The following is a 26,315-nucleotide window of genomic DNA, read 5'->3' as shown; positions in this document are numbered from 1 at the left end:
CTACCAACCCGACCACCTCGTCAGCCCGGCCCAAGGCCCACCACCGCCAGAAGCCAGGACCCCGGCACCACGCCAGGAGCAGGGTTCCTGCCGGATCGCGAAGCGATCTGGGAGGTTAGGCTCAGCGCCCGACACGGGGCGAGCGCGCCCAGCGCCTCGCCCCGGCGGGTGAGCAGCGCCCGACGGTATGATTTTCCGATGGTGGCCTGTCGCCCGTCGGCTCCGGAGGCCTTAGCCAGGCGGCGCGCGACAAGGGCGCGCATGGCTGGGGAGGGTGTCCTGCCATGACGGCGGAGGTTCGACCTCACCTGCGAGCCGACGCGCGCCGCAACCGCGACCGCATCATCGCCACGGCCACCCAGGCATTCGCCGACGACGGGCCCGACGTGCCGATGGAGGAGATCGCCCGGCTCGCCGGCGTCGGTGTCGGCACGCTGTACCGCCACTTCCCCGACCGGGAGGCGCTGGTCGTGGCCGTCGTGCGCGACAGCCTGGCGACCTCGCTCGCCCGGGCCCGCGCGGCGGCCGACGAGACCGCGGCCGACGAGACCGCGGCCGATGGCCGTGCCTGGGACGCGCTGGTACGCAGCCTCAGCCCGTCGCGCGAGCTGCGGCTCACGATGCGACTGACCGTCCTGTTCTCACCGGGGATGGCGGCGGCCGTGCGCGCCGACCCGGCCATCACCAGGATCCGCCGCGAGTACGCCGAGGCGCTCGACGCCCTGATCCGCGCGGCCCAGACCGAGGGGTCACTGCGCCCCGACGTCGGCTCCGGCGACGTCGCCCACCTGCTCGCGCTCGCCGCCTACAGCCTCAGCCGCGGCCTCGGCACGACGGCCGAGATCGCCTTCGATCGCGCCCGCGCCATCATCCTCGACGGCTTGCGCGCCCGCCCCACGACGCCGCTGCCCGGCCATCCCCTGACTACGACCGACCTCGCCGCCGAATAGCGCCGACCGGCCGACCGGCCCGCGCCGTAAGCGTTCCGGCGCAGGCTGAGAGACGAAGAGCCCGCCCATGATCTGGTGGAATTTTCGGAGCCATGGCTCCCACAACTCCACCAGATCATGGAAACCGGCCGGTGGGACAGCCCGCGGGCGGGCACGCCGCGCCCGCGTTCCGCGGGCGATACGCGGGTGGCTTCCGCTCAGCCGTTCGGAAGGCGTAGAACCAACTCAACCCGACGGTTGAAGGCCTGGCCTTCGGGGTCGGGTGAACCGTCGGGGTTGGCGTTCTCGGCGAGGGGTCTGGTGCTGCCCATGCCGACGGCGGTGACCTCGGTGGCGTTGACGCGGTGGTCAAGCAGGTAGGCCCGGACGGCGCCGGCCCGGCGTTCCGACAGTGCCTGATTCGCGCCGGCGGTGCCGGTCGAGTCGGTGTGGCCGCGGACCTGGATCTTGCCGCCGGGGAACCTCGAGTTGATCAGCTTGATGGTGTTGTCCATCGTGTCGGTGCTGCCGATTGCGTCGCTGCCGGTCGCGAACAGGTTGTCGCTGTTGAACACGACGATGACGACCTTCACGCCGGCCGTGTCCCGGGCCAGCAGCAGGCTGCCCGAGATTCCGGTGAGGTCGATGTCGGTGGAGCCCGGCAGTCGATACAGCGATCCGTCGACGAGCCGGCTGCCACTTTCCGGCTCGTTGGCCGTGCCGATCTCGCACGGGATGCGCAGCACCAGCCCGCCACCGAAGTCCTGCGTGTCGCAGGTCGGGTCGGGCTGACCGTCGCCGTCGTAGTCGTCCAGTCCCGGCTGCGCCCCCGGCGGCAGGGTGGTCGCCGCGTCGTCGGGAGCCGCGTCCGCCGTCGGTTCGGCGGATGTGGCCGCGACCGAGGTGGGGCTCGTGGGCCCCGTATCCGGCCCACCATCCGATCCCCCGCACCCTGTGCAGCCCACCCCGAGCGTGACCGCCGCGGCTAGCAGACGCCACCCGTGAAGCCGTTTCATATATCCCCCCATGGCCGAAGCAGACGCAGCGTAGCCCTCCGAGAGAAAGCCCGGAGGGCGCCGAGCGTGTCGGCCATCCGTCCGCACACGGAAGTGGGGAATACGGTTGACTTGGACGCACGGCGCAGGAACGGGCCGACGGATTGGTTCCAGCGCCGGCGAAGGGTCGTCGAAGCCTGGCACGACGCCAGCTGCATGCGCCGCGCGGCCGGGACGGCGTAGCACGGTCTCATCTCTACGCTTTCCTGAAACAGGCGCAACCCTTTGCGTAGGTCCCGTTCTTCGACCACGAGTAGCGGCGCAGCAGTCCGATGTAGGCGCGCGCCCGCTCCGTCGCGTCTTTCCGGTCGCGGCGACGCGCCCGGCCATGCGAAAACTTCTGGATGACCTCCACTGCCGTGGTGGCCAGGATCTCGCCACCCGCGATGGCACGGATCAGGCGCTGGCAGGACTCCTTCAGCCTGGCCGGGCCGGGCCCCGGCCAACGCGGGCAGGCGGTCGGGTCAGGGCTGCCTGGTGGGGACGACGAGGGCGTCCACGGCTACGACGCCCTGGCCCGCCGGGCGGACCAGGATGGGGTTGATGTCGAGCTCGGAGATGGCGTCGCCGAGGTCGAGGGCCAGGGACTGCAGGCGCAGGATGACGTCGACGAGGGCGTCGATGTCGCCGGCGGGGCGGCCGCGGGTGCCGCGCAGGATCTTCACGCCCTTCGTCGACTCGATGACCCTGCGGGCGCGGGCGGCGTCGAACGGCGGGACGGCGAAGGCGACGTCGGCGAACACCTCGGTGAACACGCCGCCGAGGCCGAACGTGATGGTCGGGCCGAACGGGTGCTGATGCGACAGGCCCAGGATCACCTCGGCGACCGCGTCGGTCACCATCTGGGCGACGAGCACGCCGTCGATCGCCGCCTCGGGCGCGGCGCTCGCGGCGGTGGCCAGCAGCCGGTCGTAGGTCGCCCGGACAGCGTCCTCGTCGGCGACGCCGACGGCTACCAGCCCGAGATCGGACTTGTGGGCGATGTCCGCGGAGACGATCTTCATGACGACCGGCGGGCCAAGCTCGGCGGCCGCCGCGACGGCGTCGTCGGCCGACGTGACGACCCGCTCCCCCGCGACCGGGATGCCATAGCCGGCGAGCAACTTCTTCGAGTCGACCTCGTTGAGGGTCGCGCCGGCCCCGGCCAGCAGCTCCCGGCCCGCGACCGCGGCGACGGCGCGCTCGGCCGGCGCCGGAATGCCGGCCGTCGCGTCGTCGCCGAACGGGCTCCGGTACGCGCGCACGAACCGCGAGTACCGGCCGAGTTCCGAAAGCCCGCGCACCGCCGCGTTGAATGAATGGAACACCGGCACACCGGCCTCGCACAGCGACCGGTAGGAGTCGTCGCGGATCGGGGAGATCCACGCCGCGACCACCGGCTTGCCTTCGCCGGCCAGGAACTTCTGGTGCAGCGCGATGAGGTCGCGCGACAGCGCGTCGCTCATGCCGGGAAACACGCCGGTGATCGGCGCGAACAGCACGTCGGTGTTCGGGTCGTCGAGCATCAGCTGGAGAACCTCGCGGTTCTCCGGGCGGGCGGTGATGACGCCGCCGGAGTCCACCGGGTTGTCCCGGCGCAGGTACCAGGGGATGTACTTCTCGAGCGCGTCGACCGTCTTCTGCCCGAACTTCGGAATTTTGACCCCGGCGGCACCGAAAAGGTCGGCGACGTGCGAGGCGGTGCCGCCGGACATCGCGTAGACGGCGATCCCGCCGGGGCCGTCGACGAGCCCCGTCTGGCAGAACATGTTCGAGATCTCGATGACCTCGTCGAGGTCGTCGACGCGGATGACGCCGTACTGGTCGAACACGGCGTCGTGCACGGCGTCGGGACCGGTGAGGTGGCCGGTGTGCGCGGCGGCCATCACCCGGCCCTCCTCGCTGCGACCGATCTTGATGGCGACGATCGGGATGCCCGCATTCGCGCAGGCGTCGGCGGCGCGCATGAACGCCTCGCCGTTCTGAAAACCCTCGACGTATGTCGCGATGGCGCCGACGTTCGGCCGGTGGGCGGCGAGGTAGCCGGCGAAGTCGGCCCACTCCAGGTCGGCCTCGTTGCCGATCGTCGCCCAGATCTCGATGCCGACACCAAGGGCCTGCGCCTGGGTGATCGGGCGGCCCTGGTAGCCGGACTGGGTGATGATGGCGAGTTTCCTGCGGCTGGGCAGCCCGTCCGGCCACGGCTCGAAGATGTTGAGGTTGGTGTTCGGGCCGAGCACCCGGGTCGCGCCGCTGGCGAGTTCCCGCAGCCTCGCCTCGGCGGCGTCGCCCTCGGCCGTTCCGAGCTCCCCGAAACCGGCCGAGAAGACGACGACGAAACCGGCGTTCCGGTTCACCGCCTCCTCGACGACCGGCAACGGGTCGCGCACCAGGACGATGACGATGTCCGGGTCGGCCGGCAGCGCGGTGACGCTCGGGTAGGCCTTCACGCCGAGAATGTCGGGCTTCTTCGGGTGCACCGGGATGACCTCGGCGCCAAGCGCGCCTAACCGCTGGTTGACCTGCGTCCACTGTGCCCGCTGTGGGCTTCCCTCGGTGTCGGACGCACCTACGACGGCGACGACCCGCGGGGAGAACAGCCGCGACCAGTCGACGTGCCGCAATCCAGGGTTGCGTGGGCCAGGGTGCCGCGGCTCGGGCATGACACAGACCTCCTCGACGTACGGGCTGACGGCCGGCGGCGGATCTTAAAAGCCGCGGAAGCGGGTGGGCCGGCGTTCGACGAAGCTCGCGACGCCCTCGTTCGAGTCGACGGTGTTCGACATGACGTCGACGATCCAGGCCTCCTCCTGGGCGAGGGTGTGCCGTTCGACGTCGAGCGACCGGTTGAGCAGCCACTTGTTCGCGCTGTGCGCCCTGGTCGGCCCAGCGGCGAGCCGCCCGGCGATGTCGGCGACGGTGGCATCGAACTCGTCCGCCGGCACCGACCGGGTGATCAGCCCGATCTCGGCGGCGCGCGGCGCGGGAACGTCCTCGGCGAGCAGCACCAGCTCGCGCGCCCTGGTGAGGCCGACCAGCCGCGGCAGCAGCCAGGTGCCGAGACCGTCGACGGCGAGGCCACGGCGGGCGAAGACCTCGATGAACTTCGCCTTCTCGGTCGCGACGACGATGTCGCAGGCGAAGGCGATGTGCGCGCCGATGCCGGCGGCGGTGCCGTTGACGGCGGCGACGACCGGCTTCTCGCAGTCCAGGATGGCGTGGATCAGCCGGATCGCGCCGCGCAGCATGGCGCGCCGGACGTCGCCGACCAGCTTCTCCGGGACGTCGTCCGGCCGAGCCGGGGGCGCGGACTGGTTACGCAGGTCCGCCCCGGTGCAGAAGAACCGTCCGGTCGCGGTCAGCACGACGCAGCGGACCGTCGGGTCCTCGTTGAACTGGTCGAGCCAGGCGATGATCTTCTCACGCTGGTCCGCGGTGAGCGCGTTACCGGCGTCCGGCCGGTTCAGCGTGATGGTGGCGATCCCGTCCTGGACGTCGAGCGTGATCTCCCGAGGCGGGACGTCGGAACCCTCGACACCCTCGACGACGGCCGAGCTGGTCATGCGGCAGCCCTTCTTTCCATGTCTCTGATGGCCTCCATGGACGGAGGGGTGATCATGCTGCCATCCATTTCGGCCGAGTCTCTGATGGCCTCCATGGACGGAGGGGTGATCATGCTGCCATCCATTTCGGCCGGGCAAGCGAGTGTGCGACCGTGTCGGCCGCCTCCTCGGGAGTCGTGAACGCGTTCCGCAGAATCCACGCCCGCTTCAGGAAAAGGTGGATCGTGGTCTCCCACGTGAAGCCCATGCCACCGTGCACCTGGATCGCCGTCTTGGCGTTGCGCGACGCGGCATCGGCCGCCAGCACCCGGGCGCCGGCGATGGCGCGGACCGGGTTGAATGTCGGATCCGCGTAGCCGTCGTCGAACCCTTCGCCTTCGCCGTCGCCCACGCTCGTGCCGGCGTCGTCGAGCGCGACCGCGGCCGCGTCGACGGCGACACGGGCGACCTCGGCCCGGGTGAACGCCTCGGCGAGCAGGTGCTTGACGGCCTGGAAGCCGCCGATCACCCGGCCGAACTGCTCGCGCTGCTTGGCGTACGCGGTGGCGAGTTCGACGGTCCGCGTCGCGTTGCCGGCGAGCAGCGCCGAGGCGAGGACCGAGCCGCGCAGCAGCCAGCCGCGCGCCAGCTCCGGCCCGCCGACCTGCTCCCCGGCCGGCACCGCGTCGGCGAGCCACATCGGCGTCGTCGGGTCGAGCGGGTTCGGCACCGGCGTGCCCTCGACGGCGCCCGCGGCCGTCCGCCAGACGCCCTGGTCGTCGACGACGTACACGTCGGCGGCGAGGTCCAGATGCGGGATGACCCATGGCCCGCCTGCGCGGGCCGGCCCCGAGCCCGCCGGCGGGCGGGTGACGACCGTCGCGAACGCCTCGCCCGCGCCGACCCGCTCGTCAAGGTCGGCGACGAGCGCGGCCGCGACCAGCGGCCCGGGGACCAGCTCGGCCCCGAGCACCTGGAAGACCAGGCCCGCGTCGGCGACGCCGAGCTCCAGCCCGCCGCGCGCCTCCGGCTGGGTCATCGTGAACGCGCCGAGCCCGGCGAGCGCGGACCACGCGGCGCGGTCGAAGCTCGCCGCGTCCGTCCAGTTCCGCGTCGTCTCCAGCGGGAGCCGCGCACCGCACAGGTCGCGGACGGTCGCCTGCAGGGCGAGGCCGTCCTCGTCGAGATCGAAGTGCACCGCTCACCGCTCCCGGGGCAGGCCGAGGACGCGCTCGGCGAGGATGTTCTTCTGGATCTGCGAGGTGCCGGCGCCGATGCTGATCGCGAAGGCGTGCAGATGCTCGATGATGTGGCGACCGACGGGCAGGCCGGCGCCAGCGCCCAGGGGCAGCGCGTCGAGGCTGATCGCGTAGCGCTCCAGCACCTTCATCGCGACCTCGCCGAAATGGTGGATCGCCTCGGAGTAGGTCAGCTTGAAGGCCGACCCGCCCGAGGGCGGCACGCCGCCGCCGCCGGCCGCGCGGGTGACGTTGCGCCGGGTCAGCGCCCACATGGCGTCAAGCTCGGCGGCGACCTGGCCGATCTCCCGGCGGATCGCGTCGTCGTCCCAGGCCGTGCGGCTCTGGCCCGCCCTTGGCCCGGAGTGATATTGCCCGTGGCCGAGCGTCTTGGCGAGCGTCGCCAGTTCCTCGACCATCGTCATCGCGGTGAGCAGCTCGCGCACCAGCGATGTCCCGCGCTCGAAGCTGAAGGTCACCATCGCGACCCGCCAGCCGTCGTTCTCCCGGCCGACGAGGTTCTCCACCGGGACGCGGACCTCGTCCAGGAACATCTCGGCGAACTCGCTCTCGCCCTGGATGGTGCGCAGCGGGCGGACGTCGATGCCGGGGGTGTCCATCGGCATGATCAGCCAGCTGATGCCGCGGTGCTTGCCGGCGTCCGGGTCGGTGCGGACCAGCAGCTCGCAGTAGTCGGCGGCGAAGCCGTAGGACGTCCAGATCTTGCTGCCGGTGACGACGTAGTGGTCGCCGTCGCGCACGGCCCTGGTGCGCAGGCTCGCCAGGTCGCTGCCGGCACCCGGCTCGGAGAAGCCCTGGCACCAGATCGACTCGCCGCGCAGGATCCGCGGCAGGTGGAAGTCCCGCTGCTCGTCGGTCGCCTCGGCGATCAGCGTCGGGCCGGCGTGCAGCTGACCGACGAAGTGCACCCCGAGGTCGGGGGCGCCGGCCGCCGCCGACTCGGCGAGGAAGATCAGCTGTTCGGACGCGGTCGCGCCGCGGCCTCCGTAGGCGGCCGGCCAGTCGATGCCGGCGTAGCCGGCGTCGAAGAGCATCCGCTGCCAGCGCTGGTCGTAGGCCTTCTTGGCCGGCCAGTCGCCGTAGGCGGGCCGCGGGCCGAGGACTGGCAGGTTCTCGGCGAGCCAGGCACGCACCTCCTTGCGGAACCTCGCGTCGGACTCGGAGTCCCGCAGCCGCATGCTCCACCTCGTCTCGTCCGGCGGACCCGGCCTCGCCGGTCCCTGGGCAGGCCCCGGGCACGTGGCTTCGCCATCGTCGCGCGCCCTTCGCCCAAGCAGGCGCCCACGCCGGAGGGGACGGGGGCTACGCCCCCTCCGGCGCCGCCTCGCCCGCGGCGCCGACATCGTTGGCGGCTCCGCAAACGGTTGGCCGGGCAGATCGTATACATTATGCTAGCGCAGCGGACCGCCGCGACACCAGCGACAGCCGCGATCCGCCGGGAGCGGCCGGACGGCGGTGACCGCGGGCGACGCAGGCGGCCGTACAGCGGCGCGGCGGTCGATCGAGCAGTGACGAGCAGTACTCAGCCGGATCGGTGGTGCATACGGCCATGACAGACCTGACGACAGAGCAGCTCCCGCAGGTGGTGGGCGGGCCCGACGTCGACGCGTCGGTCCTGGCGAAGATCCCGGATCTCATCGACATGGACGCGCACGTCGTCGAGGCGCCGGAGGTGTGGAGCTCCCGGCTGCCCGCGAAGCACCGCGAGCAGGGCCCACGCATCGTCATGGCCCCGGCCGGCGAGGTGAAGCTCGTCGGCTCCAGCTACATCGAGGCTCCTGGCACCGACGGTCCGGACGTTGCCTGGTGGAGCTACGAGGGCCGGATGACGAGCCTCAAGCGCTACATCGCCGCGGCCGGCGTCCCCGCCGACGAGGTCACCATGGACGGCATCACCTTCGACGACATGCGCCCCGGCTGCTGGAAGGTGGCCGACCGGATCGCCGACATGGACATCAACGGGGTCGCCGCGCAGCTCGCATTCCCGAACTACCCGCGGTTCTGCGGGCAGATCTTCCTGTGGGGCAAGGACAAGGAGCTGTCGAAGCTCTGCGTCGAGGCCTACAACGACTGGATGGTCGAACAGTGGTGTGGCACGTCGGGCGGGCGGCTGCTCCCGCTGTGCATCGTGCCGCTGTGGGACGTGAGCCTGGCCGCCGCCGAAGTGCGCCGCAACGCGGCCCGTGGCGTGCGCGCGGTCGCGTTCACCGAGCTTCCGGCGTACCTGGACCTGCCGAGTCTGCACTCGGGGTACTGGGACCCGTTCTTCGCCACCTGCGCGGAGACGGGCACCGTCGTCGCGATGCACATCGGGTCGGGCACCAAGGTCATGCAGACGGCACCGGACGCGCCCGAGGCCGTGCAGGCGACAGTCCTGTTCAGCAACAGCGCCGGCAGCCTCGTCGACTTCCTGTTCTCCGGCGTGCCGCATCGTTTCCCGGACCTCAAACTCATGTACGCCGAGGCCCAGATCGGCTGGATCCCGTACGTGCTCGACCGGGCCGACGACGTGTGGCTGACCCACCGCGGCTGGGCGCACGGCCAGCTGCACTGCCCCGAGCCACCGTCGGTCTACTACCGCCGCCAGGTCTACAGCTGCTTCTTCAAGGACCCGGTGGGCGTCGACCTGCTCGACCGGATCGGCATCGACAACGTCGTCTTCGAGACCGACTACCCGCACCAGGACGGCACCTGGCCGCAGTCGAAGAAGGCCGCCGCGCAGCAGTTCGGCCACCTGCCCCAAGCGGACATCGACAAGATCGCCCGTGGCAACGCGGCCAGGCTCCTGGGCCTGGAGCTGTGATTCTTGGTTCGCTCCGTCCGGGCGCGGCGCTGTGTTGCTGGTTCGCTCCGTCCGGGCACGGCACTCCGGCCCCGTACTCGCTTCGCTCCCACGGCACCGCCGCGCGGGGTCCACCCCCGCCAACGTGCGCTTCGGCGACCTCCGCTGCGGCCCAACCACGTTCGCTTCGCTCCGGGGCCGGGCCTCCGCGGTGGCGCGCCTCCGCGCCAGCTCGGTTGCTCGGTCCTGACCGTTACGACCGGGGTCTTCCGCATCTACCGTCATAGCAGGCCGTAAGACCGAAAGGCGGCCCATCCGTGGTCACGAATGCCAACGACGCCACCGCGACCGAAGGGAAGCCCGAGGCCAACGGCGAGGCCAGGACCGAGGCCAAGGAGCGCAGGCCCGACGGGACGATCACCGACGAGGGGATCGCGCGGCTGCGGGCCCGGATCGGCATCGCCGAGCCGCACACCGCCCCGCCGCAGTACCGGCGCCCGAACGTCGACGCGTTCCGCAACGTGGCCCGCTGCTACGGCGACGACAACCCGCTGTGGTGCGACGAGGACTACGCGACCGCCTCGGTGTGGGGCGGGCCGATCGCCCCGCCGCCGCTCGTCGGCGGCGACACCCTCATCGGCGAGGACGAGGTCACCCGCATCCCGGACCACCTGCGCGACGTGATGAAGGGCGACCCGCTGCGCGGGGTGCACGCCTTCTACTCGGCGGCGTCCCGCGAGTGGTGGGCACCGCTGCGGCCGGGGCTGCGGGTGTTCCGCCGCAACGCCCTCGTCGGCGTGCACGACAAGGTGAGCGAGTTCGCCGGCCGGGCGGTCCACGAGTGGGGCGGCCAGGTCTTCATGGACGAGACCGGCACGCCGCTGTCCGGGCAGTACCGCAACATGGTCCGCACCGAGCGCCGCAAGGCCCGGGAGCGCGGCAAGTACGCGAAGGTCGAGCCCCAGCGCTACACCGACGAGCAGATCGCCGAGATCGAGGCGGCCTACGACGCCGAGGCCGCCGCCCGGCGCGGCGGCGACCCGCGCCACTGGGAGGACGTCCAGGTCGGCGACACGGTCGGGCCGATGGTGAAGGGCCCGCTGCGCGTCACCGACATGGTCTGCTGGCACGTCGGCATGGGCATGGGCCTCTACGGCGTCGCCCCGCTGCGCCTGGCGCTGACGAACCGCCGGCGCATCCCGGGCTTCTACTATCGCGACGACCTGAACATCCCGGACGTGCAGCAGCGGGTGCACTGGGACCCGGAGCTCGCCCGCCGCGCCGGCAACCCGACGACCTACGACTACGGCCGGATGCGCGAGACCTGGCTCATTCATCTGTGCACCGACTGGATGGGCGACGACGCCTGGCTGTGGAAGCTCTCCTGCGAGTTCCGCAAGTTCAACTACGTCGGCGACACGCAGTGGCTGCGCGGCACGGTCGTGAAGAAGTACCTGGCCGACGGCGGCCGGCCCGCCGTCGACCTGGAGCTTGCGGCGACCAACCAGCGCGACGAACTCACGACGCCCGGTACGGCGACGATCTTGTTGCCCAGCCGGGAGCACGGCGCCGTCCGCCTGCCCGACCCGCCCGGCGGCACCGGCAACCTCCAGAGCACTCTCGACGCGATCGTCGAGCAGTTCCGGTGAGCGTGACGAGCGTGATGAGCGCGGCGACGCGGCGAGCCCACGACCTGGGTCAGGGCTGACGTGACGAGCGACGATCCGGCCGCCGTTCCCGGCGCCGCCGCCTACGACAGCGTGCCGGGCCTCAGCATCGTGCTCGACGGGCCGGTCCTGCGGCTGACCCTGGACCGGCCGACGAAGCGCAACGCGATCAACGACACGATGATGTACGGGCTGATCGACGCGATCGCCCAGGCCGGCACCGACGAGGCCGTCCGGGTCATCCTGCTGCGCGGCAACGGCGAGAACTTCTGCGGCGGCGCGGACATCGTCGCCCGCAATGCCGCCGGCGGGGCGAAGCCGCGGGCGGGCTCGATCCAGCGCCGGCTGCCGTTCCAGGCGCACCGGCTGATCCCGCTGATCTGCGGCCTGCAGACCCCGGTGGTGTGCGCGGTGCAGGGCTGGACGACCGGGATCGGCCTGGCGCTGGCCGTCGCGGCCGACGTGACGGTCGCCGCCGCGGACACCCGGTTCTGGGCGCCGTTCTCCGAGCGCGGCTTCACCCCGGACAGCGGCCTGACCTGGCTGCTGCCACGCCGGGTCGGCGAGGTGCGGGCCCGGCGGATGCTGCTGCTCGGCGAGCGGATCGACGCGGCCACCGCCGTCGAGTGGGGCCTGATCCACGCCGCCGCCGCGGCCGAGGAGCTCGAGGCGGCCGTGGGCGGCGTCGTGGCCCGGCTCGCGGCCGGCCCCACGGTCGGGCTGGGCCTGACCAAGTGGCTGCTGCACGTCGGCGCGTCGAACAACCTGGACGACCAGCTGCGCAGCGAGGGCTTCGGCATGGAGCTCTCATCGCGCAGCGAGGACTTCCGGGAGGGCCTGGCAGCCTTCGCCGCCAAGCGCTCGCCGAACTTCAAGGGGCGGTGACAGGGATGTCGGTGACGACGCCGGACGCGCCGGACGCGGCCAGCGGCCCGGACGCGGTGCTTCCCAAGGGCGCCGCGGACGCGAAGGGGCCGGTCGGGCCGGACGGCAGGCTGCTGCTCGCCGCGGACGCGACGCCGGAAGAGACCCACGCCCAGGTGCGCGCGTGGGTCGAGGCGAACGTGCCGGTGGCCTGGCGCGAAGCGGCCACGGCTGGCGGGCGGGCGGCGATCCGGAGAGTTCGCAGCCGGGCGGACTACGAGCGCTGGTACCCGGTGTTCGGCGTCTCCGGGCTGGTCGCGGCCCGATGGGCGCCCGAGTACGGCGGCCTCGGTCTGTCGTCGGGGGCCGCCCGGGCCGCCGACGAGGAGCTGCGCCCGTACAACCTGGGCCGGCTCAACCCGCTGGGCCTGGCGAACGCCGCCGCCGCGCTGTTCGCGCACGGCACCGAGGAGCAGAAGCGCCGCTTCCTGCCGCCGATCGTGCGCAACGAGGAGGTGTGGTGCCAGCTGTTCTCCGAGCCCGGCGCCGGCTCCGACCTCGCGTCGCTGGCCACCCGGGCCGTCCGCGAGGGTGACAACTGGATCGTCACCGGCCAGAAGGTCTGGACGACCTGGGGCTTCCTGGCCGACTACGGCGTGCTGCTGGCCCGCACCGACCCGGACGTACCGAAGCGGAACGGCATCACCTACTTCCTCATCGACATGCGCCAGCCGGGCGTCGAGGTGCGCTCGCTGCGGCACGTCACCGGCGAGGTCGACTTCTGCGAGGTCTTCCTCGACGACGCGGTCGTCCCGGACAGCCAGCGGCTCGGCGCGGTCGGCGACGGCTGGCGGGTCGGCAACTCCACCCTGTCCGGCGAGCGGCAGATGGTCTCCGGCTCCGGCTCCGGCGGCGTCGACCGGATCGGCGGCTCGGGCGCGCTGCATCTGGTGAAGCTCGCAAGGGACGTCAGCGCCGCGGGCCGGCCGGGCGGCTGGGACGAGCCGACCGTCCGGCAGGAGATCGCGCACCTCTACAGCGAGGAGCGGATCCGGGCCTGGACGAACGAGCGCATCCGCGCCCGACTCGCCGCCGGGCTCGCGCCCGGTCCGGAGAGCTCGATCGGCAAGGTCCACCAGGGCGACCTCAACCAGCGCACCCAGGCGCTGGCCGCCGACCTGCTCGGCGCGTACGGCGCCGCCTGGGAGTCGGAGTTCCTTCCCGGCACCGAGCACGCGGGCGCTGACGGCGCCCCGCTCGACCCGGCCGAGGTCTACGCCGAGTCCCTCCCCCACGAGGTACGGGGCATGCTGCGCAGCCGCGCCAACACGATCGAGGGCGGGACGTCCGAGGTGAACAAGAACATCCTCGCCGAGCGGGTGCTGGGCCTGCCTCGCGAGCCCGACCAGTACCGCGGCAAGGCCTGGAAGGACGTCCCCCGCAGCTGACCGCGCCCTCACGAGATCGCTGCCAGTCAGAGCTGGTCGACGTCGGGGCCAATCGAAGTCAGAGCTATTCGAAGTCAGAGCTATTCGGAGTCGGAGCTATTCGGAGTCGGAGTAGATGGCTGAGGAGTACCAGACCCTTCGGGTCAGTCGGGACGGGCCGGTCGGCTGGCTCGAGCTGAACCGGCCGAAGGCCGGCAACGCCATGGACGGCGCCATGTTCGACGAGCTGCCGCGCGCCTGGGCCGAACTCGACGCCGACCCGGAGGTGCGCGTCATCGTCAACGTCGGCGCCGGCCGGGACTTCTGCACCGGCCTGGACGTCGTCCAGCTCAGCCGCGACCCGGGCGCGCTGCGCGAGCAGTCCCGGCGGACCAAGCGGTCCGAGCTGCGGATCACCGGCTGGCACTGCGGGGTCGTCAAGCCGGTGATCGCCGCGATCCAGGGGCGGGTCGTCGGCGGCGGCCTGCACTTCGTCGCGGACGCGGACGTCGTCATCGCCGCATCCGACGTCACGTTCATCGACTCGCACGTGTCGGTCGGGCAGGTGACCGCGTTCGAGGGCATCGCGCTGACCCGCAAGCTCGCCGCCGAGACGATCATGCGGCTGGCGCTCGCCGGGCGGCACGAGAAGCTCGGCGCCGCCCGGGCCTACCAGCTCGGCATGGTCAGCGAGGTCGCCCGGGACCCGGCCGACCTGCGCGAGCGGGCCGCGGACCTGGCCGCGAAGATCGCCCGCAACTCGCCGGCGGCAATGGCCGCGACCAAGCGCGCTCTCTACCGCGCGCTGGAGGACGGCCTGACGGCCGCCTGCCAGGCCGCGGCCGCCGACCTCGTCGGCCTGTGGGGCCACCCCGACCAGGTCGAGGGCCCGGCGGCGTTCGTCGAGAAGCGCGCGGCGCGCTGGGCGTCACTCGACCGGGAGGCGGAGCACGAGAAGGTGCTCGCCTCGCGGAAGCCGACAGCGGAGCGTGTCAGATGAGCCCGTCTATAGGCTTGCCCATCCGCCACGAACCCCAGGCCGTCCGTTGGACTGTGGCGGATGGGCAAGCCTCTGGGCTTGCCCATCCGCCACGCTTCGGCCTCGGCGGCTCGCATGGACCAGAGCTGAGCTCGCCGACGGCCCACCCCTCACCCCTCCCGCGGCCGTCTGGCGCCCCAGCGGCCCACACAGCCGTGTATGCCCGAACACATTCTGTGTCCGCGGCGGAGCTCCGGCCCGTCTCCATTCCAGATCTCGAAGAAACGGCCTAGGAGGATGAGCGTGACGGACTCGTCGGCGACCGGGGCGGCGTCGGTGGCGCCGGGGACGCCCGCGACCGAGGCTGACTTCGACCACCTGTACCCCGGCTACGAGACGCTCGTCGTCGCCCGCCGCGGCCACGTCGGCTGGCTCATCTTCAACCGGCCGAAGCAGCTGAACGCGATGAACAACCGGATGCGCGACGAGCTGGCCAAGGCCTGGCTGGAGCTCGACGGCGACCCGGAGATCCGCGTCATCGTGCACACCGGTGAGGGCCGGGCGTTCCAGACCGGCGTCGACGTGGCCGAGATCGCCACCGACGGCCTGGGTATGGAGCGCTACCGGGCGGAGGCCGAGGTCTTCGACCTGCACTTCACCGCCTGGCACCAGAAGGTCGAGAAGCCGGTCATCGCGGCGGTCAACGGGCTGTGCGGCGGCGGCGGGTTCCACTTCGTCGCCGACGCGGACATCGTCATCGCCGCCGCGGACGCGAAGTTCTTCGACCCGCACGTCTCCGTCGGCCAGGTGGTCTCGTTCGAGCTGATGGCCCTGCTGCGCAAGATGCCGTTCGAGCCGGTGATGCGGATGGCGCTGGTCGGCGCGCACGAGCGGATGCCGGCGGCGCGCGCCTACGAGCTGGGCATGGTCAGCGAGGTTGTCGACCCGCCGGCACGGCTGCGCGAGCGGGCCGCCGAGATCGCCGAGCTGGTCGCCCGCAACTCGCCGGTGGCGATGCGCGCGACCAAGCGTGCGCTGTGGGGGGCGCTGGAGGACGGGCTGACGGCCGCGTGCAAGGCCGGCGCCGCGCACCTCGTCTCCGTCTGGGGCCATGCCGACCAGGTCGAGGGCCCGGCGGCGTTCGTCGAGAAGCGCCCCGCCAAGTGGGCCGAGCTGGAACAGGAGCCGAAGCCGGCCACCGCGGTCGCGGCCGCGAAGCGGGCCGACGAGCGGACCACGACCACGGCCGCGGCGACGGACCCGACCGATCCGGAGGGGTCGGCATGAGGCTCGTCGACCTGCTGGAGCCCCGCGCCGACGACGAGACGACGCCCGCGGTCTTCGTCGGGGACGAGGAGACGACCCGGGCGGCGCTGCGCCGCGGCGCCGAGGCGCTGGCAGCGGCGCTGCGGACGGCCGGGGTGCGCCCCGGCCACCCGGTGGCGGTGATGCTGCCCGGCGGGGCCGAGGTCGTAGCCGCGATGTTCGGCGTCTGGACCGCCGAGGCCGTGTACGTGCCGCTCAACCCGCGCACGTCGGACGCGGAGATCGCTTACCTGGTCGAGGCTGTTCGCCCGGCGGCGGTCGTCACGATGCCCGGCTGGGCGGGCCGCGTCACCGGCGGCGACCTGCCGGTCGTCGTCCACGCGGGTACGAGCGGTGGCGAGCTGGCCTGGGCCGAGGCGGTGCCCGGTCTGCGCACGCCCGCGGACGTGCCCGCGCACGACGCCGACATCGCGCTGGTGCAGTTCACGTCCGGCACGACCGGCCGGCCCAAGCCGGTGCTGCTGCGGCACTCGGGCTACCTGGCACTGCTGGAGCCGGTGCTGGCGAAGCTCGTCGGCGACGCGGCAAAGGACAAGCTGGCGCAGCGCAAGGTACCGATGCCGAACCTCATCCCGACCTCGATGGCGCTGTCCGCGGGCATCTACAACGTGCTGTTCGCGTTCCGCGTCGGTGCTCCCGCGGTCATCATGCCGACGTTCACGACGGCGGCGTTCGGCAAGGCCATCACGAAGCACCAGATCCGCTCGACGGTGCTGCCACCAGCGGCGATGAACATGCTGACGGACGACCCGTCGATCACCTCGCTCGCGCCGCTCCGCTACGTCCGGGGCATCACCGCGCCGCTCTCGCCGCTGCGCGCCCGGCTGTTCAAGGACAAGTTCGGCGTCACCGTGCTCAACTGCTACGGCCAGACGGAGATCGGCGGCGAGATCGTCGGCTGGAACGCGGCGGACGCGCGGGCGTTCGGCGAGTCCAAGCTCGGCTCGATCGGCCGCCCGCACGCGGGGGTGACGCCGCGCATCGTCGGCCCGGACGGACGTGAGGCCGAGCCGGGCGGGCAGGGCGAGCTCTACGTCCGCACGCCGGCGGTGTCCGCCGGATACGCCGACGGCAAGGCGCTGGGCGACCGGCTCACCCCGGACGGCTGGTTCCGCACGGGCGACATCGCCCGGATCGACGAGGACGGCTTCCTCTGGATCGAGGGCCGCGTCTCCGACATGATCAACCGCGGCGGCCTGAAGGTCTTCCCCGGCGAGGTCGAGGAGGTCCTCCGTCTCTCCCCCGCGGTCGCCGACTGCGCCGTCGTCGGCATACCGGACGACCGCCTCGGCGAGGTCCCCTGGGCCTTCGTCGTCACCCACCCGGGCGCAGCCTTCGACCCGGCGGCCCTCGCCGCGGCGGCCCGGGAGAAGCTCCTCCCCTACAAGGTGCCGGTCCGTTTCGTCCAGCTCGACGAGCTCCCCCGCACCGAGGTAGGCAAGATCCGCGCCGGCGACCTCGTCAGACTCGCCACCCAGCCCACCACCAGCTGACCCGGATCGGACCAGCCCGGATCAGACCGCGGGAGAGTCGCGACGGGGTTGTCCCGAATCGGTCCGGCGCGCCGCGGCCGCGCCCCGGCCGGTTTCACGGCCGGGTTATGAGCACGCATCGGCCCATTGAAGGCTCGCAAAGGAGACCGGCGCCCAAACGCCCCTATGACGCCTGGACGCCGGTCGATTGAGATCTCACGCTTTCATCAGCTAGGTAGGCCGTGACGTCGCTCAGGCGCGGTCAGGGCGGGCTTCGTCACAGCAGGCGGGTTTCCGGTCAGCCCCGGACGCGGCGGTTGGCGGCCTGGCTGTTGTCGTAGGCGGTTTGCGTACGAGTCCCCGGCGTCACACAGACATGGTCGCTGCGCCTGGCCTCGCGCCAGACGTAACCCTGCTTACAGGTGTCCCGGCCGTATGCCCCATAACCTGCCCGCCGCGCCGCGGCGTGCAGGTTGTCATCCGCGGCCTGCGCACGAGTTCCCGGCGTCACACAGACATGGTCGCCGGAAAAGGCTTCCCGCCAGACGTAGCCCTGCTTGCAGGTGTCCGGTCCATACGGCAACGCCGCCGCCGCGGGGGACGCTCCCGCCAGCCCCACCGCGGTCACGCCGAGGGCGACGGCCGCGGGCAGGAGCCGCCAGCTGGATCCGCCAGCCCACGCCGGCCGGTCGACGGCCCGGTGGCGCGCACGGTTCTTTCGCCTGGCGGACGAGATAGCCTTCATGATCGGAATCCCCTCCAAGTGAGCGAACAAACCCGACCGAAGGTTCCCCGAAGGCCGGCACGGGCGGCCGACCTCGGCACGCAGGAGCCCTCGCGCCGAGCGGCTCCGGAGAAGGTCCGACCATCAGGTCGATATTGTCACCTTCGACTACCCGGCATTACATGACGGAAATACCGTGCCCGCGTTCTCGGGCCGGAGCCGTCGGCGCGGTCCGTATTCCCGCGCGGCAGGTGACTGCAAACATGCTGTCGGACGAATTCCGCCGCGTCCGCCCTCGGCACCGAGAGGTAACCAGGGGCCGCGTCACCGACCGGTCGAAATCGCCACCGAACTCAGCAGCTGACCGGGAACGCCGGATGCCTACGCTCCTGACATGACCGGTGGCGCGGGTACTGGGACGGCGACAACGGTCAGTTCGTCGATGCCGGCAAAGTCCGCGGGGTTGCAGGTATATACGGGAAGGCCTCTGGACAGCGCGGTCGCCGCGATCATGGCACTGGATCGTCACCCCGGCCACGAGTCCGGTGAGCCCCCGGCTGTCCCCTTCACGTCCCTGTCCCCTTACGTCTGGGACCACCACGCCGCTCAGGACAGCCCGGCCACACAACCCCAGCCCGCCAGATCCAAACGATCACAGAAGTCGGACTGGGTCAACGATCGTGGACCGGCGGCAGTCCCTTGCTCTAAAGTTCACGATCATGGCGAGTTCGAGGGCCTTCCGATTCGCGGTGCAGGCGACCAAGGCGCGTTCCGGCGGTGAGTGGCGAACGCTCGCCCGCCGGATCGAGGACCTGGGGTTCTCCACGCTCTTCCTGGCGGACCACTATCTGGGTCGTGGGCCGGCGAGCAGCGAGGCCCGCCAACCGCCGCAGCATCTCGCGCCGATCACCGCGATGGCCGTCGCCGCGGCCGTGACCGAAACGCTGCGGATCGGCTGCCGGGTCTTCTGCGTCGACTACCACGTGCCGGCCGTGCTGGCGAAGGAGGCGGCCACCCTCGACCTGCTGTCGGACGGGCGGCTGGAGTTCGGCATCGGCGCCGGCTGGAGCGCGCCCGAGTACCGGGCGATGGGACTGGAGTTCGCGCCGGGGCCACGGCGGATCACCAAGCTCGAGGAGGTGATCGCGCTGTTCAAGGCGCATTGTGCGGGCGAGGAGTTGGACCGGCACGGCGAGTTCGTCGAGGTGAGCGGCTACACCGGGCTGCCCCTGCCCGTGCAGCGGCCGCACCCGCCGATCATGATCGGCGGCGGGAAGAAGCGGGTGTTGTCGCTCGCCGGCCGGCAGGCCGACATCGCGAGCATCGCGAACGTGCCGTTCACGCCCGTGAACGACGACGGGTTGACCCCGCACCAGGAGGCGGAACGCCGGCTCGGGTACGTGCGGGACGCGGCCGGCGAGCGGTTCGCCACGCTCGACGTCGAGGGCTCGCCGTTCTTCACCCGGGTGACCGACGACCCGGAGGGCGCGCTCGCGCCAGTCGCCGAGGCGATGGGCATGCCGCCGTCCGAGCTGCGCAGGCACCCCAACGTCCTGGCCGGCACCGCCGACGAGATCGTCGACCTGCTGGAGCTGCGGCGGGAGACCTTCGGGGTCAACTACGTGAGCGTCCAGCAGTCCGACGCGGAGGCGTTCGCGCCGATCGTCGACCGGCTGGCCGGGAAGTAGGTCCCTGGAGGGCCAAAGGGCGTGCGAAAATGATCTTCTTCGCATGCCCGGCCGGGGTTCCTGCCGGATCGCGAAGCGATCTGGCAGGTCCGATTGTCCCCAGGATCACTCAGCGGGCCGTGTAGCCGCCGTCCACCGGGAGCAGCGTGCCGGTTATGAACGACGACTCGTCGCTCGCCAGGAAGAGCGCGGCGGCCGCCAGCTCCTCCGGCATGCCCCACCTCTTCATCGGCTGCGGCGGGATCAGGTCGGGCGGCGGGGTCGAGCCGGGCTCCCCGCCGGCGAGGCCCGTCCAGACCATGCCGGGGCAGATCGCGTTCACCCGCACCCCCTTGGTGGCGTAGTCGAGCGCGGCCGACCTGGTGAGCTGCACGACCCCGCCCTTGGCCGCCGCGTAGACCGCCTGGTTCTTCATCCCCACCAGGCCGGTGACGGACGCCGTGTTGACCACCGAGCCGCCGCCGCTGCGCAGCATGGCCGCGATGCCGTGCCGCATGCCGAGGAAGACGCCCTTGAGGTTGACCGCGACAACGTCGTCGAAGATCTGCTCGTCGAACTCGGCCAGCGGGCGGCGCGGGCCGCCGAAGCCGGCGTTGTTGAACAGCACGTCGAGGCCGCCGAATTCGCGCTCGGCGGTTTCGATCATTCGCGCGACGTCGTCGTTCTGTGATACGTCGACATGAACCGCGACCGCTCCATCACCGATCTCGGCAACGGCTTCCTTCTCTCGCCCGCTGATGTCCGCGCATACCACGCGAGCACCTTCCCGCGCAAAGAGGAGGGCTGTCGCGCGCCCTATTCCTGAACCGGCGCCGGTGACCACGGCGACCTTTCCGGCAAGCCGACCCGTCTTTTCGTCGCTCATGGGGGAAAGTATAGTACAACGGTATAGTGGGGGCGGATTTTGAGGAGGCCATGGTGACTGTCGAGTTCGCGCTGAGCCCCGACACGATGTGGGATGTCGACATTGACGCAATGGCCGGCGCGACCCAGGCGGCCGGCTTCTCGGCGCTCGGGCTCGTGGTCGGCGGGGCGGACGAGAAGGCCGCGGCCGCGTTCGACACGGCCGGGCTGCGCTGCCACGAGCTGATGGCGCTGCTGTTCACCGGGCGGGACGACACCGTGCTCCGGCACGCGGCCCGGCTCGCCACGTCGGCGGCGGCCGTACGGGCCGAGTGGGTCGTGGCGACGTTCCTCGCGCCGCTCGGCGGGCAGACGCTGGACCTCATCAAGCGGAGCGCGGACGTCTTCGCCGAGGCGGGGGCGCGGCTGGCGGTGGAGTTCAGCCCGCTCGGCGGGGTGCCGTCGATCGACGCCGCGATCGAGGTGGTCGAGGCCGCGGGCCCGGAGCGGGCCGGAGTGCTGATCGACAGCTGGCACTTCTTCCGCGGCGGCGCCCCCTGGGAGCAGCTCGAGCAGGTCCCGCTCGACCGCGTCGCGTACGTGCAGCTCGCCGACGCGCTGCCGCCGGCCTCCGACGATGCGATGAGCGAGACCGCGCACCGGCGCGCGCTTCCGGGGCAGGGCGAGCTGGACCTGGCCCGGTTCGTCGGGACGCTGCGCGACCGCGGCTACGACGGGCTCGTCAGCGTCGAGGTGCTGAACGACGAGCTGCGCCGCCGCCCGCTGGAGCTGCCGCAGGCGGCCATGGCGGCGACGGTGCCGTACTGGCGCTGACGGCGGGCCGCTCACGCCGAGCCGATCCGGAACCGGCGGACCTTGCCGACGCTGGTACGCGGCAGCTCGTCGATCAGGTGCCACTCGCGGGGGCGGGCGGCCGGTGGGAGGTTGCCGGTCGCCCAGTCCGCCAACGCGGCCAGGTCGGGCGGGGCGCCCGCGTCCCGCGGCACGACGTACGCGACGGGGACGACGTCGCGGGTCGGGTCCGGCCTGGCCACCACCGCGGCCTCCAGGACGCCCGGCGCCTGCGCCAGGACCGACTCCACTTCGGTGAGGCTGACGTTCTCGCCGGAAACCTTGATCACGTCGTCGAGCCGGCCGACGAAGCGCAGCCGCCCGTCGGCGTCGGCCGCCACCAGGTCACCGGTCGTGAACCAGCTCGTCCCGTCCGGAAGGTCGGTGAACGACCGGCCGTTCGTCTCCGGGTCGTCGAGGTAGCCCGCGAAGAGGTCCGCGCCGCGCACCCCGCGTACCCGCAGCATGCCGGGCGCCCCCGTGGCGGCGGGACCGCCGTCCACCGGGTCGACCACCGCGATCTCGCGGTCGCCGAGCGGCTCGCCGATCACGTCGTGCCGCAGCGGGACGCTGGTGTCGCCGGTGACCGCGGCGATGGTCTCGGTCATCCCGTACAGCTGGCGGGGCCGGCACCCGACGATCGCGGCGAATCGCTCGTAGTGCTGCTCCCCGAGGCTCTGCGCGAACCACACGTGCCGCAGCCGCAGCGGCGGGAGCTCGGTCCCGCAGCGGGCGAGGATCATCCGGATCGGCGCCGCGAACAGGCTCGCGTGCGTCACGCCGAGCTCGTCCGCCTGCCGCAACCAGCGGGACGCGGAGAACGTGTGGGTGAGCGCGACGGCGGCGCCGGTCGCGATCGCCGGGGCGAAGCAGTAGTACTGCGCGTTCGCGTGGAAGAGCGGCAGCGTGACGAGCCAGCGGTCCTCGGGGCGCAGGCCCACGGCCGCGGCCATGACCGCGCCGACCGTCCGGTAGTTCTCCTGCGTCAGCACGACGCCCTTCGGCTCGGACGTGGTGCCCGACGTGAACATCACCGCGAGCCGGTCGGACGGGCCGATGCCGGCCGCGGCGGCGGCGACGGGCTCGCCGCGGGAGAGCGGGCCGCCCGGTGCCACATCGGCGGCCGTCTCGGCGAGCTCGACCACCACGGGAACCGCGCCGGCGGCGCCCGCGCGGTAGGCGTCCGCGCGGGCGGCGGCGCACAGGGCGACGGCCGGCCGGATCCGGCGGACCTGGGAGGCGATGTCGCGCGCCGTCGACGCCGGGTCGGCGGGCGCGATCCAGGCGCCCAGCCGGGCGGCGGCGAGCCAGGCGGCGACGAAGGCCGGGCAGTTGGCGAGCGCGAGGTGCACGCACGAGCCGGGCCCGACCCCGGCGGCCCGCAGCGTCCCGGCGGTCTCGGCCACGACCTCGTCGAACTCCTCGTACGAGTACGCGTTGATCGCGTGGTCGTCGCGAAAGAGCAGGAAGAGCCGGTCGCCGTGGCCGGCCACGGCCGCGGACCACAGCTCGTGGAACGTCGTGGAAGGCACGGGCGTCAGTCCGCGTAGGACGGGTCGAGCCGCTCAACCTTCCGCAGCAGCGCGGGCCACTCGCGGTCGTGCGAGCCGGCGAGGTCGCGCAGCCACTGGCGGACGGTCAACGCGACGACCTCGGGCGGCGGGATGGTGAGCGGCTGCCCGCTGGACAGCGCCAGAAGCTGCGCCCGCGCGGCCTTCTCCAGATAGAAGGTCTCCGTGATGGCGTGCCCGACGCTGCGGCCGACCGTGATCGTCCCGTGGTTGCGCAGGATCAGGCCGGCGTGGTCGCCGAGGTCACTGACCAGTCGCTCCCGCTCTCCCGAGGCGAGCGCGATGCCCTCGTAGTCGTGGTAGCCGAGCCGGTCGTGGAAGCGCATCGCATGCTGGGTCAGCGGAAGCAGCCCGTCGGCCAGCGTCGACAGCGCCATGCCGGCCTCGGTGTGCAGATGCACCACGGCGTGCGCGTCCTCGCGGGCGGCGTGGATCGCGCCGTGGATGACGAAGCCCGCCGCGTTCGGCCGGAACGGGCTCTCGCCGACGACCGTGCCGTCCAGGTCGATCTTCACCAGGCTGGACGCGGTGATCTCGTCGAAGCCAAGGCCGAGCGGGTTGACCAGGAAGTGGCCGCCTGGGCCGGGTACCCGCGCCGAGATGTGGGTGTAGATCAGGTCGTCCCAGCCGAAGAGAGCGCACAGACGGTACGCGGCGGCCAGATCGCGCCGGATCCGCCGCTCCTCGGCCGACATCGGCCCGGCCTCGGCGACCCGCGTGACGGGCAGCTCGAACGACGCGTACTCGGCGACCGCTGCCATGACTGCCCACCGTCCGACTAGGCTGAACTGAACGTTCAGTTCACTGTGTCAACCGGGCAGGTGCCGTGTCAACCGGCAGCGCGGCGTCAACCGGGCAGCTCAGCGTCAACAGAAAGGAGCGCCAGCCATGGCGGCACGAGCCGAGTCGGCGATCCTCGACGCGGCGTACGCGCTGCTGGTCGAACGCGGGCTCGAGGCCACGACGGTCGAAGCGATCGCCGCGCGGGCGGGCGTGAGCAAGGTGACCATCTACAAGTGGTGGCCCAACCGCGCGGCGGTGATCATGTCGGCGTTCCTGCGCGAGTCCGCGGACCTGCTGCCCTACCCCGAGCGCTTCCAGCTACAGCAGGTCGAGGACCGGCTGCTGATGATGACCGCGGCGTTCCGGGGCGCGACCGGGACCGCGATGGCGGCGCTGATCGCCGCCGGCCGGTCCGACCCGCAGCTCGCCGAGGCGTTCCGCGACGGCTACATCAACGCGCGGCGGCGCCAGGGCATCGCGATCGTGCGGGCGGCCATCGCGGCCGGGGAGATTCGGCCCGCCGATCCCGACGTGGTGCTCGACCTGGTGTACGCGCCGCTCTACTTCCGACTGATGGTCGGGCACAAGCCGCTGGACGAGGACGACGTGCGCGAGCACGTCCGGTTGGTGCTCGCGGCGCTGCGCCCCGCCTAGACCGAACTTGCGAGTGCTCGAAGATCGCTACGCGCACAGCCTGGCACTTTGGCCTGTGTTGTCCGAAGTGTAGTCAGTAGGTTGCTTGATCGGGATCTTGCTGGATGGGATCATCGACTCGTGGCGAGGCAAACGGGTGCTATGCACGTGGACCGGATTGTCAGTCGGCAGACGAACGCGGCCGGCGAGCCGCGGGAGTACGTGTCGCATCTGGTGCGGCGTACCTTCCGGGAAGACGGAAAGGTCAAGAACGAGACCATTGCGAACGTCTCGCACCTTCCGCCGGCGGCCATCGACGTGCTCAGGAAAGCGCTCGCGGGCCGGACGCTGGTCGATGTCGAGAAAGATGTCGAGATCGCTCGGTCTCTTCAGCACGGCAATGTCGCCGCGGTCATGACGGTCGCCCGGCAGCTCGGCCTGCCGGCACTGCTGGGGCCGGCTGGGCGACAGCGGGATATCGCCCTAGCGCTGATTGTCGCCCGGATTATCCAGCCCGGTTCGAAGCTCGCCACCAGATCCTGGTGGTCCGACAACACGCTCGGCGCGGACCTGGGGATAGACACGGCGTCGACCGACGAGATCTATGCCGCCATGGACTGGCTGCTACACCGGCAGGACGACATCGAAAGGCAACTCGTGGGCCGGCATCTCGTCGACGGCGGCCAGGTTCTTTTCGACCTGTCGTCGTCCTGGATGGAAGGGCACTGCTGCCCGCTGGCGTCCCATGGCTATTCCCGTGACGGCCGTCGCGGGCTCGAGCAGATCGAGTACGGAGTCCTCACGGACGCCGACGGCCGGCCTGTCGCGATACGCGTCTTCCCCGGTAACACCGGCGACCCGTCCGCGTTCATCGAAGCCGTGCACGCCGTCCAGAAAACGTTCCACCTGAAGAGTGTGATCATGGTCGGCGATCGAGGGATGATCACGTCGGCGCGTATCAGGGCGCTCCGCGAGTCCGACGACCTGGGATGGATCACCGCCCTGCGCGCGCCCCAGATCGCCCAGCTCGCGGCCGTGGACGGCCCGCTGCAGCCGACCCTGTTCGACGAGACCAACCTCGCCGAGATCCGCCACCCGAAATTTCCCGGAGAGCGGCTGATCGCCTGCCGGAACCCTTTCCTGGCAGCCGAGCGTGCCCGCAAGCGTGACGAACTGCTCGATGCCACCGAAAAGGCGCTCGCCCCAGTCGTCGCCGCCGTCACGGAAGGCCGGATCGTCGGCGCCGCGGACATCGGCATGAAGATCGGGAAGATTGTCCACAGGCGGAAGATGGCGAAGCACCTCGAGATCACGATCACGGACGCCGATGTCACCATCGCCCGGCGGGAGGAGAGCATCGCCGCCGAGGCGGCGCTCGACGGCATCTACGTCGTCCGCGCCGAGGAGAAACACGCGAGCGGAATGCGCGGAGACGAGATCGTCACCGCGTACAAGAACCTCTCCCAGGTCGAACGAGTCTTCCGTACGATCAAGACGACCGACCTTCAGGTGCGACCGATCTACCACTACCTGGAAAACCGGGTCCGCGCACATCTCTTGATCTGCTCCCTCGCTGCCTACATCACCTGGCACCTGAGGAAACGGCTCGCCCCCCTCACCTTCACGGACGAGGAGCCGCCAGGCCGCACCGACCCGGTCGCGCCCGCTCTCCGTTCCGAGGCCGCCAACCGGAAATCCACACGCAAGGAACAGCCCGACGGAACGCCTCTTTACAGCTTCCAGGGCCTCCTCGCGCACCTGGCCACCCTGACCCGCGACGAGATCCGCATCAGCGGCGGCGGCAGCCTTCAGCTACTCACGAACGCCACCGAAACCCAGAGAAAGGTCTTCCAGCTAATCGGCGCGCCTATCTCCAAGACCGTTGGTAGTCAGTAAGACGATCAATGGCTGCCGCGAACCCGCAAGTCACGAGCCCGCAG

Annotated in this window: 21 protein-coding genes; 12 read left to right on the top strand and 9 right to left on the bottom strand. The window is 71.6% G+C overall.

The annotated features are described in order from the left end of the window. Positions 1-284: 284 nt before the first annotated feature. On the top strand, positions 285-950 hold the full coding sequence (locus QOZ89_RS32080; RefSeq protein WP_071047409.1) for a TetR/AcrR family transcriptional regulator: 666 nt from the start codon (positions 285-287) through the stop codon (positions 948-950). 197 nt (positions 951-1,147) lie between these two features. On the opposite strand, the gene QOZ89_RS32075 is transcribed toward QOZ89_RS32080, so the two are convergent. From QOZ89_RS32075 to QOZ89_RS32055, 5 genes are all read right to left on the bottom strand, one after another. Continuing rightward, positions 1,148-1,945, bottom strand: a complete 798-nt coding sequence (locus tag QOZ89_RS32075; protein ID WP_083418262.1) for an OmpA family protein — start codon at positions 1,943-1,945, stop codon at positions 1,148-1,150. A 503-nt stretch (positions 1,946-2,448) separates the two neighbouring features. Then, positions 2,449-4,626 carry an acetate--CoA ligase family protein gene (locus QOZ89_RS32070; protein ID WP_071047411.1) on the bottom strand — a complete coding sequence of 726 codons (2,178 nt, stop codon included), beginning with the start codon at positions 4,624-4,626 and terminating at the stop codon, positions 2,449-2,451. 45 nt (positions 4,627-4,671) lie between these two features. Then, entirely contained in the window at positions 4,672-5,526 is an 855-nt protein-coding gene (locus QOZ89_RS32065) for an enoyl-CoA hydratase/isomerase family protein (protein WP_071047412.1), read from the bottom strand. 109 nt (positions 5,527-5,635) lie between these two features. Continuing rightward, a complete protein-coding gene (locus tag QOZ89_RS32060) occupies positions 5,636-6,703 on the bottom strand; it encodes an acyl-CoA dehydrogenase family protein (protein ID WP_071047413.1) in 1,068 nt (355 codons plus the stop codon). A 3-nt stretch (positions 6,704-6,706) separates the two neighbouring features. Next, entirely contained in the window at positions 6,707-7,942 is a 1,236-nt protein-coding gene (locus QOZ89_RS32055; RefSeq protein WP_071047414.1) for an acyl-CoA dehydrogenase family protein, read from the bottom strand. Positions 7,943-8,313: 371 nt separating this feature from the next. Here QOZ89_RS32055 and QOZ89_RS32050 point away from each other — a divergent pair, with 371 nt between their 5' ends. The 7 genes from QOZ89_RS32050 to QOZ89_RS32020 all read left to right on the top strand — a co-directional run bounded on the left by QOZ89_RS32050 (position 8,314) and on the right by QOZ89_RS32020 (position 17,302). After that, complete coding sequence (locus QOZ89_RS32050; RefSeq protein ID WP_083418263.1) at positions 8,314-9,567, top strand: amidohydrolase family protein; 1,254 nt, start codon at positions 8,314-8,316, stop codon at positions 9,565-9,567. Positions 9,568-9,863: 296 nt separating this feature from the next. Continuing rightward, entirely contained in the window at positions 9,864-11,195 is a 1,332-nt protein-coding gene (locus QOZ89_RS32045) for a hypothetical protein (protein WP_312627396.1), read from the top strand. A gap of 60 nt (positions 11,196-11,255) precedes the next feature. Next, the gene (locus tag QOZ89_RS32040) at positions 11,256-12,098 is read left to right on the top strand and encodes an enoyl-CoA hydratase-related protein (protein ID WP_071047415.1); all 843 of its coding nucleotides are present in this window, start codon (positions 11,256-11,258) and stop codon (positions 12,096-12,098) included. Between the two features lie 5 nt (positions 12,099-12,103). After that, positions 12,104-13,525 carry an acyl-CoA dehydrogenase family protein gene (locus QOZ89_RS32035; RefSeq protein WP_198543126.1) on the top strand — a complete coding sequence of 474 codons (1,422 nt, stop codon included), beginning with the start codon at positions 12,104-12,106 and terminating at the stop codon, positions 13,523-13,525. Between the two features lie 115 nt (positions 13,526-13,640). Continuing rightward, the gene (locus QOZ89_RS32030) at positions 13,641-14,504 is read left to right on the top strand and encodes an enoyl-CoA hydratase/isomerase family protein (RefSeq protein WP_071047416.1); all 864 of its coding nucleotides are present in this window, start codon (positions 13,641-13,643) and stop codon (positions 14,502-14,504) included. 276 nt (positions 14,505-14,780) lie between these two features. Further along, entirely contained in the window at positions 14,781-15,770 is a 990-nt protein-coding gene (locus QOZ89_RS32025) for an enoyl-CoA hydratase/isomerase family protein (RefSeq protein ID WP_071047417.1), read from the top strand. After that, on the top strand, positions 15,767-17,302 hold the full coding sequence (locus QOZ89_RS32020; RefSeq protein ID WP_071047418.1) for a class I adenylate-forming enzyme family protein: 1,536 nt from the start codon (positions 15,767-15,769) through the stop codon (positions 17,300-17,302). The genes QOZ89_RS32025 and QOZ89_RS32020 overlap by 4 nt, the downstream gene beginning before the upstream one ends. A gap of 277 nt (positions 17,303-17,579) precedes the next feature. On the opposite strand, the gene QOZ89_RS32015 is transcribed toward QOZ89_RS32020, so the two are convergent. Beyond that, entirely contained in the window at positions 17,580-18,026 is a 447-nt protein-coding gene (locus QOZ89_RS32015) for a hypothetical protein (protein ID WP_131803821.1), read from the bottom strand. Positions 18,027-18,724: 698 nt separating this feature from the next. Here QOZ89_RS32015 and QOZ89_RS32010 point away from each other — a divergent pair. After that, positions 18,725-19,693 (top strand): TIGR03621 family F420-dependent LLM class oxidoreductase, encoded by a 969-nt coding sequence (locus tag QOZ89_RS32010; protein ID WP_071047420.1) that lies wholly within the window; start codon positions 18,725-18,727, stop codon positions 19,691-19,693. Positions 19,694-19,802: 109 nt separating this feature from the next. On the opposite strand, the gene QOZ89_RS32005 is transcribed toward QOZ89_RS32010, so the two are convergent. Further along, the gene (locus tag QOZ89_RS32005; protein WP_071047421.1) at positions 19,803-20,558 is read right to left on the bottom strand and encodes an SDR family NAD(P)-dependent oxidoreductase; all 756 of its coding nucleotides are present in this window, start codon (positions 20,556-20,558) and stop codon (positions 19,803-19,805) included. Between the two features lie 50 nt (positions 20,559-20,608). On the opposite strand from QOZ89_RS32005, the gene QOZ89_RS32000 reads away from it, so the two are divergent. After that, on the top strand, positions 20,609-21,370 hold the full coding sequence (locus QOZ89_RS32000; RefSeq protein WP_312627389.1) for a sugar phosphate isomerase/epimerase family protein: 762 nt from the start codon (positions 20,609-20,611) through the stop codon (positions 21,368-21,370). Positions 21,371-21,381: 11 nt separating this feature from the next. Here QOZ89_RS32000 and QOZ89_RS31995 read toward each other — a convergent pair whose 3' ends face one another. Both QOZ89_RS31995 and QOZ89_RS31990 read right to left on the bottom strand, forming a co-directional pair. Beyond that, on the bottom strand, positions 21,382-22,920 hold the full coding sequence (locus QOZ89_RS31995; protein WP_071047423.1) for a class I adenylate-forming enzyme family protein: 1,539 nt from the start codon (positions 22,918-22,920) through the stop codon (positions 21,382-21,384). 5 nt (positions 22,921-22,925) lie between these two features. Beyond that, on the bottom strand, positions 22,926-23,720 hold the full coding sequence (locus QOZ89_RS31990; protein WP_071047424.1) for a class II aldolase/adducin family protein: 795 nt from the start codon (positions 23,718-23,720) through the stop codon (positions 22,926-22,928). A 127-nt stretch (positions 23,721-23,847) separates the two neighbouring features. Here QOZ89_RS31990 and QOZ89_RS31985 point away from each other — a divergent pair, with 127 nt between their 5' ends. Next, complete coding sequence (locus QOZ89_RS31985) at positions 23,848-24,396, top strand: TetR/AcrR family transcriptional regulator (RefSeq protein WP_071047425.1); 549 nt, start codon at positions 23,848-23,850, stop codon at positions 24,394-24,396. Between the two features lie 147 nt (positions 24,397-24,543). Further along, complete coding sequence (locus QOZ89_RS31980) at positions 24,544-26,271, top strand: IS1634 family transposase (protein ID WP_312623741.1); 1,728 nt, start codon at positions 24,544-24,546, stop codon at positions 26,269-26,271. Positions 26,272-26,315: the final 44 nt, after the last annotated feature.

Origin of the sequence: Pseudofrankia coriaricola (genome assembly GCF_032027725.1) — a bacterium.
GTDB lineage: Bacteria > Actinomycetota > Actinomycetes > Frankiales > Frankiaceae > Pseudofrankia.
The sequence above is the reverse complement of the archived record's forward strand: the minus strand, read 5'-3'. Positions and strand labels throughout refer to the sequence as shown.

Coding starts and splice junctions, on each gene's coding strand:
- QOZ89_RS32080 (WP_071047409.1), top strand. CDS start 285: ATGACGGCGGAGGTTCGACCTCACCTGCGAGCCGACGCGCGCCGCAAC.
- QOZ89_RS32075 (WP_083418262.1), bottom strand. CDS start 1,945: ATGAAACGGCTTCACGGGTGGCGTCTGCTAGCCGCGGCGGTCACGCTC.
- QOZ89_RS32070 (WP_071047411.1), bottom strand. CDS start 4,626: ATGCCCGAGCCGCGGCACCCTGGCCCACGCAACCCTGGATTGCGGCAC.
- QOZ89_RS32065 (WP_071047412.1), bottom strand. CDS start 5,526: ATGACCAGCTCGGCCGTCGTCGAGGGTGTCGAGGGTTCCGACGTCCCG.
- QOZ89_RS32055 (WP_071047414.1), bottom strand. CDS start 7,942: ATGCGGCTGCGGGACTCCGAGTCCGACGCGAGGTTCCGCAAGGAGGTG.
- QOZ89_RS32050 (WP_083418263.1), top strand. CDS start 8,314: ATGACAGACCTGACGACAGAGCAGCTCCCGCAGGTGGTGGGCGGGCCC.
- QOZ89_RS32035 (WP_198543126.1), top strand. CDS start 12,104: ATGTCGGTGACGACGCCGGACGCGCCGGACGCGGCCAGCGGCCCGGAC.
- QOZ89_RS32030 (WP_071047416.1), top strand. CDS start 13,641: ATGGCTGAGGAGTACCAGACCCTTCGGGTCAGTCGGGACGGGCCGGTC.
- QOZ89_RS32025 (WP_071047417.1), top strand. CDS start 14,781: ATGAGCGTGACGGACTCGTCGGCGACCGGGGCGGCGTCGGTGGCGCCG.
- QOZ89_RS32020 (WP_071047418.1), top strand. CDS start 15,767: ATGAGGCTCGTCGACCTGCTGGAGCCCCGCGCCGACGACGAGACGACG.
- QOZ89_RS32015 (WP_131803821.1), bottom strand. CDS start 18,026: ATGAAGGCTATCTCGTCCGCCAGGCGAAAGAACCGTGCGCGCCACCGG.
- QOZ89_RS32010 (WP_071047420.1), top strand. CDS start 18,725: ATGGCGAGTTCGAGGGCCTTCCGATTCGCGGTGCAGGCGACCAAGGCG.
- QOZ89_RS32005 (WP_071047421.1), bottom strand. CDS start 20,558: ATGAGCGACGAAAAGACGGGTCGGCTTGCCGGAAAGGTCGCCGTGGTC.
- QOZ89_RS32000 (WP_312627389.1), top strand. CDS start 20,609: ATGGTGACTGTCGAGTTCGCGCTGAGCCCCGACACGATGTGGGATGTC.
- QOZ89_RS31990 (WP_071047424.1), bottom strand. CDS start 23,720: ATGGCAGCGGTCGCCGAGTACGCGTCGTTCGAGCTGCCCGTCACGCGG.
- QOZ89_RS31985 (WP_071047425.1), top strand. CDS start 23,848: ATGGCGGCACGAGCCGAGTCGGCGATCCTCGACGCGGCGTACGCGCTG.